The organism is Glycomyces artemisiae (assembly GCF_003002955.1).
Classification (GTDB): Bacteria; Actinomycetota; Actinomycetes; order Mycobacteriales; family Micromonosporaceae; genus Glycomyces; species Glycomyces artemisiae.
The window spans coordinates 40,600-54,796 of sequence record NZ_PVTJ01000003.1 but is presented as its reverse complement, the minus strand read 5'-3'; the positions used below and the strand labels follow the sequence as shown (position 1 = coordinate 54,796).

Sequence of the window (14,197 nt, the reverse complement as noted above, 5' to 3'; positions counted from 1 at the left end):
CTGTTACCTGATGGAGAGGAGCAGGTCCGTGCGGCCCTGCTCGACCTCGATGCGGGCGCCCGGCAGCGCCCAGAAGAGCCGCCCCACGCCGGCGAGTGTTCTGAAGGGCGGCAGGTCGTACATGAGGCACGCGATCACCCCGCCGATGACGGCGAGCACGAGCAGCGGCGAGAGCAGCAGCACGATGGGGATCACGGGCAGGAAGAGCCGCCGGCAGCGGCCGTCGCGGCGGCGCCAGCGCGCCGTCACCAGCTGGGGGATCATCGGGACCTCTCAAGTTCGGCGAGTGCCTCGTCGACGCTGATGTCCCCTTGGCGCAGACGCTCGATGACGTCTGCGCCCGAGGGGGCCGGGTCGGTTTCGACGAAGTCGAAGTGCCCGGCGATGCGGTTGAGCCGGGCCTTGACCGTCGGGTAGCTGATCCCGAAGATCCGCTCCATCTCCTTGATCGAGCCGTGCGACTTGACGAAGGCGATCACGAAGACCTGGTCCTCGGCGCTGAGCTGGGCCAGTTGCGGCGGCTCGAACTCGCCTTCGACGGCGATCCCGCTCTCGGTGAGGCGGACGCGCTCGACGACGAATTCCTGACCTCGGGTCAGGTCCGTCAGCTCCTGCCAGTCCATCTCGGCCCCTTCTGGTCGGTGGTGTGTTCCTTCTTCATTTGTACTTTGAGATTCTCAAGGTGTCAACTCCAGAATCTTAATTTTCTTAAGTTCGGGTTTGAAGGCATGAAAAAACCGCCCCCGAAGGGGGCGGTTCGTCCTGCTATGTGTAGTTGTGGTGCGGCGGTCTAGCCGATCGCGGGGTAGGCGGCGACGCCGCCGCCGTCGCCCCACGTGCCCGCGACGGTGTCGGCGACCGCGGTGTACTCGTTGACGACGTACGGTGCGACGCCCGGGGAGGTCCCGGTCGGCTGGCCGGTGCGCACGTCGAGGGCGGCCGGGGTGGTGTTGTCGGCCAGGCCGTACGCGATGCCGTGCCACACGGCGGTGACGTTGATGCCGGGTTCGGCCTCGGTGGTCTCCCAGATCCATTCGCCGGTCGCGGCGTCCAGTGCGCCCATCCAGAAGCCCGGGGCGCGGACGAAGCAGACGACGGTCTCCTGGCCGTCGAAGCGGCACTCGTGGCTGCTGAAGTCCCGGTCCTCCTGGCGCACGACGTTCCCGGTCGCGGTCTCGAACAGCATGTTGTACGGCTCCTGGCCGTTCTCCAGGGAGATGTGGGAGCCGAGCGCCACGAAGAAGTTCGGGCCCGCGGCCTGGAGCTCGTACATGCCCTCGATGGCGAGGTCCTTGTTCGCCCACTTGGGGGTGCCGTCGGCGATGAGGAGCCCGTCGTAGTTGGAGCTGGTCTCCGTCGACGGCGCGACCACGACGTCGCCGCTCACGAGGTAGGGGGCCAGTTCGGCCTCCCATGCGACCGACTGCGTCGCCGTGTCGAAGGCGACGGTGTACACGTCGAAGACCTTGATGAGGACGACGCCTCCGGACTCGCCCATGGCCTCGGCGTGCTCGTAGCCGCCGTAGGCCAGCGCGGGCAGCTCGACCGGGACGTCGAACACGACTTCGCCGGTGGCCCCGTCGACCGCGACGACGTCGAGGTCGTAGTTGTATTCGGCGTCTTGGACGATGAACGGCGCGATGACCAGCGTCGTGCCGCCGGACTCGATGACGAGCGGGGCCTCGAACGGGTTCTCGCCGACCATGCCGGTCGTCTGCATCGGCGGCATCGGCGTGCCGGAGGCGGGCACGACGTCGGGCAGGGCCTCGCCTGTCGCGGTGTCCACGACCTGGAGGCGCTCGGCGGAGGCGATGAACGCCTTCGTCCCGACGAGGGCCACCGGGAGCGCCTGGACGTTGGAGCCGGTGGTGTTCATCTTAGAGGCCACGGCCTCGGGCGGGAGCGCCACGCCCGCTTCGAAGTCGAACTCCTTGGGCGGGTCGTACGCCTGGGCCTCGGTCTCCTCTTCCGCCGCGGCGGAAGTCGCGGCCTCATCGGGTTCGTCGATGGTGCCGCTGTCGTCGCTGCACCCGCTCAGGAGCAGTCCCGAGGCGGCGAGGCAGCACAAGGCCGCTCTGATCTTCATGGTGGATGCGTTCACTTTCCTGCCGGGCAATGACGGAGAAACGCGGTCATTGTAGGTGCGGACCACCACCGCTCCCTGAGACGCGCCGAGGCCGCGGCGCCGTCTCCGGCGGCGCCGCGGCCCGTGACTCCTCTGCTCGCCCGGCCTACTCGTCAGGGACGAAGTCGCCCACGAGGTGGAGGTTCTGGATGGCGGCCATGCCCCACTGGGCGGCGTCGTTGGTCGCCATGCGCGGCCACCAGTCGGTCGGGTTCAGCGTGGTGTCGACGCGTTCGAACGCGGGCCAGTCGGGGGAGTCGCCGCGCCAGTACTCGGCCTGGGTGCGGAAGACCTTCCAGGTGTGGCGGGCCTGGTCCTCGTCGCCGGTGCGGGCGTAGACCTGGGCGTTGCCCCGCGAATACGCCCACAGGAACAGGTCGCCGAAGCGCGAGCCGTACTCGGCCTCCTGCTCGGCGCGGGTCGCGGTGTAGAAGCGGCTGTAGCGGAGCCAGTCGGCCTCGAAGGCGGGCATGTCGACCTGCTGGAGCAGCTCGGCGACGATCTCGAAGCGGCCGAAGCCGCTGGAGAGGTTCGAGCGCTCGACCACGGGGGTCTCCGCGATGGCGTACCGGCCGGTCTCGGTGTTGTAGGGCGCGCTGCCCTGCGCGAAGCCGTTCGGCTGCGCCGCAATGGTCTCCATCGTGCCGAGGACCTTGTCGCGGCAGAACTCCCAGTCGGGGCCGCGCCGCTCCCACTCGGTGAGCCAGGCGGCGGCGAGCGGCGCCCAGCTGGTGCCGAAGCCGATGTCGACCGCCGTGGGGTCGGGGTCCCACGGGTCGGTCTCGGGGTCGCGGATCTTGCGGCCGGTGTCGAGGACGAGGGCGGTCATCTCCGAGTCGTGCAGGGAGTGGAGGATGTCGCCCACGCGCTCGTCGGCGGTCAGGTAGTAGAAGTACCGCCAGTAGTTCGCGTTGGAGATGCGCACCTGCTTGGACGAGTCGCCCCAGTGCATGACGCCGTGCCGCGTGCCGAGCCCCGCCCAGTCGCCGATGTGGTAGGTGTTCACCTCGGTCGTCTTGCGGGTCATCGCTTCTGCGAAGCGGAACGACTCGGCGGTGCCGGTGTGCAGGTAGTACTGCCACAGCCACTGGTCGGTGGAGAACTCGGAGTTGTCCCACGCGTAGCCGCCGACGTCGTAGCGCCAGACCTTCCGGTCGCCGTCCTGGGAGTGCATGACGTCGCCGTAGTCCCAGAAGCCGTACCAGTGGCGCTGGTCCTGGGCCGCCTTGTAGTACTGGAAGTTCGCGTCGAGCACGTCCTCGGTGAACTCCTTGAACGGGTGCGAGCGGTCCACGGGTCCGACGAGCCCGCCGAACGCGCCCGCGGCCGCCAGGTGCTCGGGCGGGGCGGCGACCTGCGGCTGGGCGCGGACCGCGTCGGCCATGGCGCCCAGGCGATCGCGGCTCGGGGTGGCGTCGAGGGCCCAGAACAGGAGCTCGGTGGTGCGGGCGACGCCGTAGGGGGTGTCGAAGCCGGCCTCCCAGTCCTCGTAGGTGATCTCCAGGGCGTCGAGCTGCTTCGCGTAGGTGTCCTGGCCGAGGCCGTCGTGGTAGAACCGGTTGTCCATCGGCTGGGCCTCGGGGGACCACATCCACACCGTCACGGAGGCTTCGTCGGTGTGCGCGCCCCGGATGTCGAGCCCGGAGGGGTGGCGCTGCCAGAAGTCCTTCATGCCGAACGCGAACCCGCCGGAGACGCCGCCGACGTATCCGAACCCGGAGGAGCGGCGGCCCTGGTCGACGGGGACCCAGGCGTGGCCCTCCTTGGTGCGCTTCTTGATCTGGTAGCCCTCGGAGGTGAGCTGGGTGAGCGAGTAGTCGCCCCAGTCGGGGATCCATTGCAGGCGCGTGGTGACGCGCTGGTCCCATGTGGACGGATCGGGGAGCGCGGTGCCCGCGATCTGCGCTTCCCGCACGGCCGCGCCGGGGTCGCGGCGCATGCCGGTGACGGCCTTGACGGCCTCGGTGAGCTGGCCGTGGCCTTCGCCGACGAACCGCACGTGCCGGTCGTACATCGCGTCGGACATGGCGACCTTGAAGCGGACGCCGAGCCCGGCGATGAACGCGTCGTCGCCGTCGGAGTCGTAGACGAACGTGTGGACCATGCGGAACGACTCGCCGCCCGCGTAGAAGTACAGGCGCACGGTGTACGGCAGCCAGGAGCGGCCCCTGCCGCGGGTCTTGCGGTGGGTGCCGTCGATGCGGATCACGGCGCGCAGCGGGCCCTCCTGCTCGACGCTCACCTCGTCGATGTCGCTGGCGTAGCGGTCGCGGGTGACCGAGCCGGTCTCGGGGTCGGGGGCCTCGGCCTGGGTGATGTTCACCAGGTGGCCGGAAGACGCGATGGTGCGGTCGCCGCGCTTGACGTGCTTGATGAGGTCGGTGCCGGACTTGCCGATGCGGACCGAGATGACGCCCGTGGAGACGTCGATGTGGCTGCGGGACTTCGAGACCGACATGACGTGCGCGGACTCGGCGGGCGCGCCCGCTTCGAGCGTGAAGGACTCCTGCCGGGCGTCGGGGCCGATGGCGTGGGCGGTCCACTTCAGGGAGCCGTCGGGCCAGTAGGCGAGGGGCCAGGTCTGGACGGGGACGGCGGCGCCGTCGGCGCCGGTGAGCTTGAACTGCTGGTCCTCGGTGAAGCGGCCCGGGCCCCACGGGACGCCCCAGGTCGAGCCGGGGGACTCGGCGGGGGCGCCTTCGAGCCAGTCGAGCCGCACCGAATCCGGCCCGGCGTCGGTCGAGGGGCCGGTCTGGGCGTGCGCGGGCGCGGCCTCGAACAGGGCGGCCGCCGCCGCGACCCCCGCGCCGGCGGCGAGGACGCCGCGGCGGCTGAAGCCGGTGCTGGACATGGGTTCCGGAGCGGGTGAAGGGCTGGTCACGTTGCCTCCAAGAGGGGGAGCGGACGGGTCTGACTTAAATCGTTTTAACTCAGGGGGTTCAATATAGTCACACATCGATGTATCGTCAACCGATCGAGGCTAAGCCGCATCCGGCCGACGCGAATGTCGGGTACGGGGTCTGGCGGCGCGCCCATTCCACCGGCATACTTGGAGCGATCATGAAAACGTTTAAGCGACTCCCGGCGATCGGGGCGGTGATCGGCCTCGCGGCCGCCACCGCCTTCGCCGTGGGCGCCACCACCACCCACGCCGAGGAGCCCGACGTCGGAGCCCAGCAGACCGTGCGCGCCATGGAGGACCTCGGCCGCAGCGTCGTCGCCGTGCGCAACGGCTCCAGCGTCTTCGTCAGCTGGCGCCTCCTCGGCCTCGACCCGAGCGGCATCGGCTTCAACGTCTACCGGTCCGCGAACGGCGGCGCCTGGACCAAGCTCAACTCCTCCGTGCTCACCGGCGGCACCAACTACACCGACACCGCCGCGAACCTCGCGCAGGCCAACGCCTACCGCGTCGTCCCCGTCGTCGGCGGCGCCGAGCAGACCCCCAGCGGCTCGTTCACCCTGACCGCCAACCACGCCGACGAGCCCGTCGTCCGCATCCCCATGCGCGCCGGCGGCCCCGTCAAGTTCACCTGGACCGGCGACCTCGACGGCGACGGCGAGTACGACTACGTGGTCGACCGCCAGACCTCACCCCAGTCGATCGAGGCGTACACGAGCAAGGGCCAGTTCCTGTGGTCGGTGAACCTCGGCCCCAACTCCACCAACCAGGACAACATCGAACCGGGCTCGGCGACCATCGACGTCGGGCACTGGGACGGCGTCACCGTCTACGACTTCAACACCGACGGCTTCGCCGACGTCGCCCTCAAGTTCGCCGACGGCACCGTCTTCGGCGACGGCCAGACCTGGACCCACGCCGACGACGACCGGCAGTGGATCGGCATCCTCGACGGCCGCACCGGGGCCCTGCGCAACTACGCGAGCATCGCCCAGGACTACCTCGCCGACGGGCCCATGGCCGCCCAGTTCGGCGTCGGCTACCTCGACGGGCAGCGCCCGTCCCTCATCGCTTCCATGAAGAACCGCCAGGACAGCGGCGGGTTCAACATGATGATCGCCGCCTACTCCTGGTCGGGGCAGAACCTCACCCAGCAGTGGAAGTGGAACCGCGGCTCAACGAACGCCGCCGACGGCCACAACATCCGCATCGTCGACGTCGACGGCAACGGCACCGACGAAATCGCCCACATCGGGCTCGTCCTCAACGGCAACGGCACCCTCCGCTACTCCCTCGCCGGCCAGGGCATCCAGCACGGCGACCGGTTCCACATCGCCGACATCGACCCCGCCAACCCCGGCCTCGAAGGCTACGGCGTGCAGCAGGACAACGCCTCCGGCCTGCGCGAGTACTACTACGACGCCGCCAACGGCCAGATGATCTGGCAGCACACCCTCTCGGGCACCGCCGACGTCGGCCGCGGCATGGCCGGCGACGTCGACCCCCGCTACCCCGGCATGGAGGTCTGGTCCTTCGACGGCCTCTACAACGCCTCCACCAACCGCCTCACCGAACCCGACACGTCCCTGCGCCCCTGGCCCCAGCTCGGCCTGTGGTGGGACGGCGACACCTCAATCGAACTGCTCAACGACGGCAAGCTCGAAGAATGGGACCCCCTCAACCCCAAACCCACCAACAGCCTGCCGCGCATCGAGACCGTCACGAACTACGGCGCCGTCAAGGCCGCCCAAGGCGGGCCCACCCTCGTCGGCGACCTCCTCGGCGACTGGCGCGAAGAGGCCGTCTACACCAACGCCTCCTACGACCAGCTCATCATCTTCACCACCGACAAGCCCACCACCACCCGCCTGTACACGCTCGCGCACAACCCCGAGTACCGCAACTGCATGACCGTCCACGGCTACATGCAGTCCCACCACGTCGACTACTACCTCGGCTCGGGCATGACCACCCCGCCTGCGCCGCCGATCACCTACTAGCGCCGCACCGCGGGGCCGCTCCGGCGGCCCCGCCCGACCCCATGGATTGAACCGACTGTGACCACTCCCTTGCGGGCCTTCGGCCCGCTCGACCAGACCCGCACCGGCTGGCAGCGCGCCGCCCTCGCCATCGGACGACCCGGCCTCGACCTCGCCGTCCAAGGCCCCGACGCGATGCCCGTGACCATGTCGAACCACACCCACAACGAGAACTGGTTCGAACAGCTCATGCGCCCGCTCTGGGGCCTGGCCGCGGCCGCCGACGCCGTCCCCGACGACCTCTGGGACGCCGTCACCGCCACCATCGCCCGCGCCGTCGACCCCGGCGACGACTGGTACGCCGGGGACTTCCACGACGGCGCCCAGCGCTGCGTCGAGGCCGCCGCCCTCGGATGGGCCCTCGCCACCGTCCCCGAGCGGCTCTGGGAACCCCTGGCCCCCAAAGCGAAGGACCACGCCATCGCCTGGCTCGCCCAGGCGTACACGACCGGAGTGGTCGACAACAACTGGCACTACTTCCCGGTGCTCGTGGGCCACGGCCTCGACGCGATCGGCGCCGACCGCGACCCGTCCATCGCGCGGGCCCACCTCGACCGGATCGCGGAGTTCGACCTCGGCGGCGGCGTCTTCAAGGACGGACCCCAAGGGCGCGTGGACTACTACAACCCCTTCGCGTTCCACACCTACGCGCTCCTGCACTACCGCCTCGGCGGCGACGACCGCTTCGTTGAGCCCGCCGCCGAGTTCGCCCGGAGCTTCCGCTCCTGGTTCGCCGCCGACGGCGCGGCCGTCCCCTACGGGCGCAGCATGGGCTACCGGTTCGCGCAAGGGTCCTTGTGGGGCGCGTTGGCCGCCGCCGACGTGGAGGCCGTGCCGTGGGGCGAGGCCGCCGGGTTCAGCCGCCGCCTCCTCGAATGGTGGTGGGACAAGCCGATCCTCACCCCGGACCACCGGCTGAGCGTGGGGTACGGCTACCCGAACGACGCGCTGGTCGAGCAGTACCTGACGGCCGGATCACCGTGGTGGGCCTCGAAGGTCTTCACGGGTCTCCTCGCCCCGGAGGACCATCCCTTCTGGAACTCTGAACCCACGGACCTCGAACCCGAGACCGCGGTGTTTCCGGCGGCGAAGACCATCCACATCAGGGGCCACGACGGCGACGTGATGCGCCTCAACGGCCAGGACTGGCGCGAGAAGATGCGCGGGGGCAAGGACACGTATGCGCGCCTCGCCTACTCCTCGCTCGCGGGGTTCTCGCGCTCGGTGGACGGCCCCGGCCTCGAAGCGGCCGCGCCGGACGGCGCGCTCATGCTCTCCGACGACGGCGTCCACTGGCGCGGCCGCGAGGACTCCGTGGATTCCCGAGTGGGGGAGCAGGGCCTCACGGTCGCCTGGTGCCCTTGGGAAGACGTCACGATCATCTCCGAGGTGGAGGCGTTCTGGAGCGGATGGCAGGTGCGCACTCACACGATCGAGACCGCGCGGCGCCTCCACACCGGCGAGGGCGCCTGGTGCGTCCCGCGCGACGGCGCCGAGACGATCGCCGGCGAGTTCGCGGCGATCGCGACCTCGCGGGGCATCCGCAGTTCGGTCATTCCCGAGGACGGGCGCGAGCGCAGTGTCATCTACCCGGTGCCCGGCACCCACATGTACTGGCCCGCAACGGTTCTGCCGGTCGTCACCGGCGTGCTCGAACCGGGGACCCACGTTCTCAAGGCCCGCTTCTACGTCGGCAGGCACGAGCGACCCGCTTGACAGGCTTCGAAACCGCGATCTAAGGTGACCGCGACACAAGTTAAAACGATTTAACCCCCACGACCCCATCCCCTCACGAAGGAGTTCAATGATGAGCCGCAACCCGATCCGCCGCCGGACCCTCCTCACCGGCGCCACCGCCTCCGCCGCCCTCGCCGCCGCCGCGGCCTGCGGCGACGACGGCCCCGCCGGGACCGCCGACGACCCCGTCGAGATCAGCTTCGAATGGTGGGGCGACGAGGCGCGGGCCGACATCACCAAGCAGGCCGTCGACCTCTTCATGGAGAAGAACGAGGGCATCAAGGTCGCCGCCAACTTCGCCGACTACCCCGCCTACTGGGAGAGCCTCACCGGCCGCATGGCCTCGCGCGACCTGCCCGACGTGTTCCAGATGGACTACCCGCGCCTGCGCCAGTTCGGCGCCTCCGGGATGCTCCTGCCGCTCGACGGCCTCGTGGACACCGCCGACTTCCGCGAGGGCGTGCTCGACACCGCCAAGCTCGACGGACAGCTCATCGCCGTCCCCGTGGGCACCAACGTGTTCGGCCTCATCTACCGGCCCGACTGGTTCGAGGAGCACGGCATCGCCGTGCCCGAGGCCGGCTACTCGTGGGACGACTACACCGAGCTCATCCGCACCCTCACCACCGCGCTCGGCGACGGGAAGTGGGGCGGCAGCGACTGGACCGGGTCCTACCTCCTCGCGGAGCTGTGGCTGCGCCAGCAGGGCGACAGCTTCTACTCCGACGACGCCGCGAGCCTCAACTTCACCAAGGAGCAGCTCGTGGAGTGGTGGTCGATCGCCGCGCCGCTCCAGGCCGACGGGTCCGTGCCCTCCCCGGAGGAGACCGCCGCCGAGAACGCCCCCGGCGTCGCCGCGGGCACCATCGCCACCGAGATGCGCTGGGACACCGCCGTCAACGGCTACTGGTCCACCGTCACCGACGGCGGCGGCACCCTCGGGATCATCGCCCCTCCCACCGCCGACCCCGCCAACCTCGCGCTCCACCTGCGCCCCGCGATGCAGTACGTCGTCGGCGCGAACTCCGAGCAGCCCGAGGCCGCAGCGAAGCTCATCGAGTTCCTGCTCGGCGACCCCGACGCCGCGAAGATTCTCGGCACCAACCGCGGCATCCCCGCCACCAAGACCGCCCTCGACAACGTCGAACTCGACGCGGCCTCCCAGGCCGTCATCGACTACGAGGCCACCGTCGAGGGCCACCTCGCGGGCGCACCCGTCGTCCCGCCCGCCGCCGCGGGCGCCGTCGAGGCGAAGTTCACCGAGATCTACCAGCAGGTCCAGTACGCGACCATGACCGCGGCCGAGGCCGCCGACCTGTTCTTCACCGAGGCGGAGACCCTCTTCGCCAGCGAGCAGTAACTCCGGCCGCGGGCCCTATATCCTATATCCTATAGGATATGCGATCCGCGGGGGCGGGGGCGTCTGAGGGGTCGCCCCCGCCCCCGCCCCCGCCCTTGACACCCGCGCGCCAGGCGGCGATCATTGTTTCAGGAACCGTTTGCAGAAACTCTGAAACTGCACCTGAAACCGAGGCGGACAGCTTGGCGCGCAAGGCGAGCGACAACAACGGCGGCAAACGCCAGACCACCATCCGCGAAGTCGCCGAGCGCGCGGGCGTCTCCGTCGCCACCGTCTCGCGCATTCTCTCCGGCACCTACCCCGCCGCCCCCGCCACCCGCAGCAAGGTCATGCGCGCCGTCGAGGAACTCGACTACGTCGCCAACCACCACGCCCGCGCCCTCCAGGGGACCACCCGCAAGAGCATCGCCATCATCGTCAACTCGGTGATCTCGCCCCACTACGCCCATGTGGCCCAAGGCGTCCAGACCCAGGCCGCCGAGGACGGGCGCCTCTGCCAGATCGGCACCAGCGGCGGCGACGCCGAACGCGAACTCGCCATGGTCCAGTTCATGCGCGAGCAGCACCCCGAGGCCGTGATCCTCGTCGGCAACGTCAACGCCGACGACGAGTACAAGGCCCGCATGAGCCGGTACGCCCACGCGCTGGCCTCCGTCGGCTCCCGGCTCGTCCTGTGCGGGCGCCCGCCGCTCGGGCCCGACGCGCCCGCGGTCGTCGTGGAGTACGACAACACCGGCGGCGCGTTCGCCGCCACCAGCCACCTGCTCTCCAACGGCCACAAGCGCATCCTGTTCCTCGGCCGCCGCCCCGGCTACACCACCCCCGACGCGCGGATCGCCGGGTACCGCAACGCCCTCGCCGCCCACGGCGTCCCCCACGACCCCTCGCTGGAGGTCGACGGCACGTTCGAACGCTACGAGGGCTACCGGATGATGCGGTCCCGTCTCGCCGCGGGCCCGCCCGACTTCACGGCCGCGTTCGCCGCCAACGACCAGATCGCCGCGGGCGCTCGCCAGGCCCTGGTCGAGCACGGCCTCTCGATTCCCGGCGACGTCTCGCTCATCGGCTTCGACGACCTCCCGCCCGCCGCCGACATCGACCTCACCACCGTCTACCAGCCCCACGAGGAGCTCGGCCGCACCTCTGTGCGCCTCGCCCTCGAACACGCCCGCAACGGCGGCCCGCCCCCGCACACCACCCTCGGCGCGCACCTCGTCATCCGCGGGTCCGTGGCCCCGCTCGTCAAGTAGCGCAGCACGTCAGCGCCCGACCGCATGCGGCCGGGCGCTTCTTCGCGCCCCGCGAGTTTACGCCGTAAACACGATTGTGTATGGTGTAAACATGACCACGACCCTCGACCGGATCGTCGCCGTCGCAAAGGAACTCGTCGCCGACGGTGGCAGCGCCTCGGTGAGCATGCGGAAGATCGGCGACGCCGTCGGCCTCTCGCCCATGGCCGTCTACCGGCACTTCCCGAGCCGCGAAGCGCTCCTCGACCGCGTCGCCGACGACCTCTTCACCGAGACCTACGAGCGCTTGAGCCGCAAGCACATCCCCGACGACACCGTCGAAGCCCTCCACGGCGCCGTCGACGACCTCGTGGACCTCGCGCTGGCGCGGCCCCACCAGTTCGCGTTCATGTTCATCGAGCCCCGCGAAGGCGCCCGCGTCTACCCCGCCGACTTCTCATCCGGCCGCTCCCGCCTGTTCGGCCTGCTCACCGGCATCATCGAATCCGGCCTGGCGAAAGGCGACCTCGCACCCGCCGAACCCTGGGCCCTCGGCCTCGCGGTCACCTCCGGCCTCTACGGCCTCGTCGCCCTCTACCAAGGCGGGCGCATCGCCCCCGACCCCGACGCGTTCCGCACCCTCTGCCACGACACCCTCGAAAGGCTCCTCCATGGCATCCTCGCCTAGACCCCTCCCGTGGATCCTCTTCGGCGCCTTCGGGACCGCCGCCATGCTCGCCCTCGGCTTCTGGCTCGACCCCGTGTGGTGGCTCATGTGGACCGCCCCGATCCCGATGCTCCTCGCCGTCCCGCGGCTCGGGTTCCGGGCCGCGCTCCTCACCGCCGAAGCCGCCTGGCTCGGCGGCACCGCCCGCATCTGGTGGTACCTCGCCGACTCCCTGGAGATGGCGCCGGTCTTCATCGTCGTCTCGGTCGTCGTCTTCACCGGCCTCTACACCGCCGCGACCCTCCTGTACCGGGCCCTGATGCGCCGCGGCCGCCACTGGGCCGCGTTCCTCGCCTTCCCCGCGGGCATCGTGGCCGTCGAGTACCTCGGGTCCGTCATCAACGCCGACGCGGGCGGCGAATGGTGGAGCCTCGCCTACACCCAGGCCGGGCAGACCGCCGTCCTCCAGCTCGCGTCCGTCACCGGCATCTGGGGGATCACCTTCCTGCTCATGGCAATCCCCTCGGCCATCGCCACGATCCTCGCCCCCGGCGCCCGCCGCCGACGCGCCATCGGCATCGGCGCGACCGCCGCGGCCTGCCTCGCCGCAGTCCTCGCCTTCGGCCTCGCCCGCCCCGTCGACCAGGGCCCCACCGTTCGCGCAGGTGCGCTCGCGCTCCCCACCGACGAGGACTCCATCCCCGTCGACACCGGCAAGGCCGAAGCCCTCTTCGCCGACTACACCGCCGAGATCGAGCGCATCGCCGCCGCCGACGACCTCGACGTGCTCGTACTCCCCGAGAAGGTCTTCCTCGTCTCCTCGGACGAGTCCGGCGCCTACCTCGACCGCTGGTCCGCCCTCGCCGCCGGCACCGGCATCGACCTCGTGCTCGGCATCGCGATCCAGACCGACCGCGACGTCCTCAACTCCGCAATCTGGATCCGCGCCGACGGGGGTACGGGCAGCCAGTACGACAAGCACCACCTCATCCCCGGCCTTGAGGACTGGATGACCCCCTCCACCGAAGACGTCATCCTGATCCCCGGCCCCGAAGGGAACTGGGCCCTGGCGATCTGCAAGGACCTCGACCACGCCGGGTACATGGCTGAGTACGGCGACAACGGCACCGGCCTGGTCCTCGCCCCCGCCCTCGACTTCACGATCGACGGCTGGTGGCACTCCCGCGTCGCCGTCACCCGCGGCGTCGAACAGGGCTTCTCACTCGTGCGCGCCGGGCAGATCGGCCTCATGACCGTCAGCGACGCCCGCGGGACCGTGCTCGCCGAAGACGCCCGCTTCGCCGTCGCCGACGTCCCCGTCGAAGCCGTGCGGACCGTCTACGACTATCTCGGCAACTGGTTCCTCTTCCCCGTGTTCACGATCCTCCTTGCGGGTACCGTTCTCGCCGTGGTCCCGCGCCGCCGGGATGTGGCAGCATCGGACCCCGACACCAAGGAGTGACATGACCGCACCCATCGACGCTGTCGTCTTCGACGTCCTCGGCACCATGGTCGACGAGCCCCGCGGCCTCGCCGCCGCCATCCGCGAAGCCGCGCCCGGCGGCGACACCGATGCGCTGCTCGCCCTGTGGCAGCGGCACATCGAACGCGAACAGGACCGGATCGTCAAGGGCGAGCGCCCCTTCGCGACCGCCGACGCCCTCGACGCCGAAGCCGCCGCCGCGGTCGCCGAGCAGGCCGGAGTGACGGACGCGGCCGTCATCGCCCGCCTCGCCGGCGCGGGGCGCCGCCACACCGCCTGGGACGACGCGGCCGCGGGCCTCGAACGCCTCGCCTGCACGTTCCCCGTCCTCGCCCTGTCCAACGCCAACCGGGCCGCGCTGCTCCACCTGACCGCGCACGCGGGTCTGCGCTGGCACCAGGCGCTCTCGGCCGAGGACGCGCAGACGTACAAGCCCGCGCCCGGGGTCTACCGGCTCGCCGTGGAGGCGGTCGGCAGCCCGCCGGAGCGGCTGCTCATGGTCGCCGCGCACGCGTGGGACCTCCGCGGCGCGCAGGCGATCGGGATGCGGACGGCGTACGTGCGCCGCCCCATCGGCGACCCGCCCGGGCCGGAGGACGCGTTCGACTGGCAGTGCGAGAGCCTCGGCGAACTCGCCGAGGCCCTCGAACAGGATTGA

The 14,197-nt window shown here is 70.5% G+C and carries 11 protein-coding genes; 7 read left to right on the top strand and 4 right to left on the bottom strand.

The window, feature by feature from the left end:
* Window positions 1-3 precede the first annotated feature (3 nt).
* From B0I28_RS09045 to B0I28_RS09030, 4 genes are all read right to left on the bottom strand, one after another.
* Entirely contained in the window at window positions 4-264 is a 261-nt protein-coding gene (locus tag B0I28_RS09045; protein ID WP_106363501.1) for a hypothetical protein, read from the bottom strand.
* Window positions 261-623, bottom strand: coding sequence for a DUF2089 domain-containing protein (locus B0I28_RS09040; RefSeq protein WP_106363500.1), 363 nt, complete (start codon window positions 621-623; stop codon window positions 261-263). The genes B0I28_RS09045 and B0I28_RS09040 overlap by 4 nt, the downstream gene beginning before the upstream one ends.
* Window positions 624-790: 167 nt before the next feature.
* Entirely contained in the window at window positions 791-2,086 is a 1,296-nt protein-coding gene (locus B0I28_RS09035) for a PQQ-binding-like beta-propeller repeat protein (protein WP_106363499.1), read from the bottom strand.
* A 145-nt stretch (window positions 2,087-2,231) separates the two neighbouring features.
* Entirely contained in the window at window positions 2,232-4,976 is a 2,745-nt protein-coding gene (locus tag B0I28_RS09030) for an exo-rhamnogalacturonan lyase family protein (protein ID WP_106363498.1), read from the bottom strand.
* Window positions 4,977-5,185: 209 nt separating this feature from the next.
* Between B0I28_RS09030 and B0I28_RS09025 the strand changes: the two genes are divergently transcribed.
* The 7 genes from B0I28_RS09025 to B0I28_RS08995 all read left to right on the top strand — a co-directional run bounded on the left by B0I28_RS09025 (window position 5,186) and on the right by B0I28_RS08995 (window position 14,197).
* Window positions 5,186-7,024, top strand: coding sequence for a rhamnogalacturonan lyase family protein (locus B0I28_RS09025; RefSeq protein ID WP_181245725.1), 1,839 nt, complete (start codon window positions 5,186-5,188; stop codon window positions 7,022-7,024).
* Between the two features lie 57 nt (window positions 7,025-7,081).
* Entirely contained in the window at window positions 7,082-8,779 is a 1,698-nt protein-coding gene (locus tag B0I28_RS09020; RefSeq protein ID WP_181245723.1) for a DUF2264 domain-containing protein, read from the top strand.
* A 91-nt stretch (window positions 8,780-8,870) separates the two neighbouring features.
* A complete protein-coding gene (locus tag B0I28_RS09015; protein WP_181245721.1) occupies window positions 8,871-10,160 on the top strand; it encodes an ABC transporter substrate-binding protein in 1,290 nt (429 codons plus the stop codon).
* A 182-nt stretch (window positions 10,161-10,342) separates the two neighbouring features.
* Window positions 10,343-11,410: a LacI family DNA-binding transcriptional regulator gene (locus B0I28_RS09010; protein WP_106363495.1), complete on the top strand. Its 1,068-nt coding sequence runs from the start codon at window positions 10,343-10,345 to the stop codon at window positions 11,408-11,410.
* A 91-nt stretch (window positions 11,411-11,501) separates the two neighbouring features.
* On the top strand, window positions 11,502-12,077 hold the full coding sequence (locus B0I28_RS09005) for a TetR/AcrR family transcriptional regulator (RefSeq protein ID WP_106363494.1): 576 nt from the start codon (window positions 11,502-11,504) through the stop codon (window positions 12,075-12,077).
* Window positions 12,061-13,518, top strand: coding sequence for a nitrilase-related carbon-nitrogen hydrolase (locus B0I28_RS09000; protein ID WP_106363493.1), 1,458 nt, complete (start codon window positions 12,061-12,063; stop codon window positions 13,516-13,518). Before B0I28_RS09005 ends, B0I28_RS09000 begins: the two co-directional genes overlap by 17 nt.
* Window position 13,519: 1 nt before the next feature.
* The gene (locus tag B0I28_RS08995) at window positions 13,520-14,197 is read left to right on the top strand and encodes a haloacid dehalogenase type II (RefSeq protein ID WP_106363492.1); all 678 of its coding nucleotides are present in this window, start codon (window positions 13,520-13,522) and stop codon (window positions 14,195-14,197) included.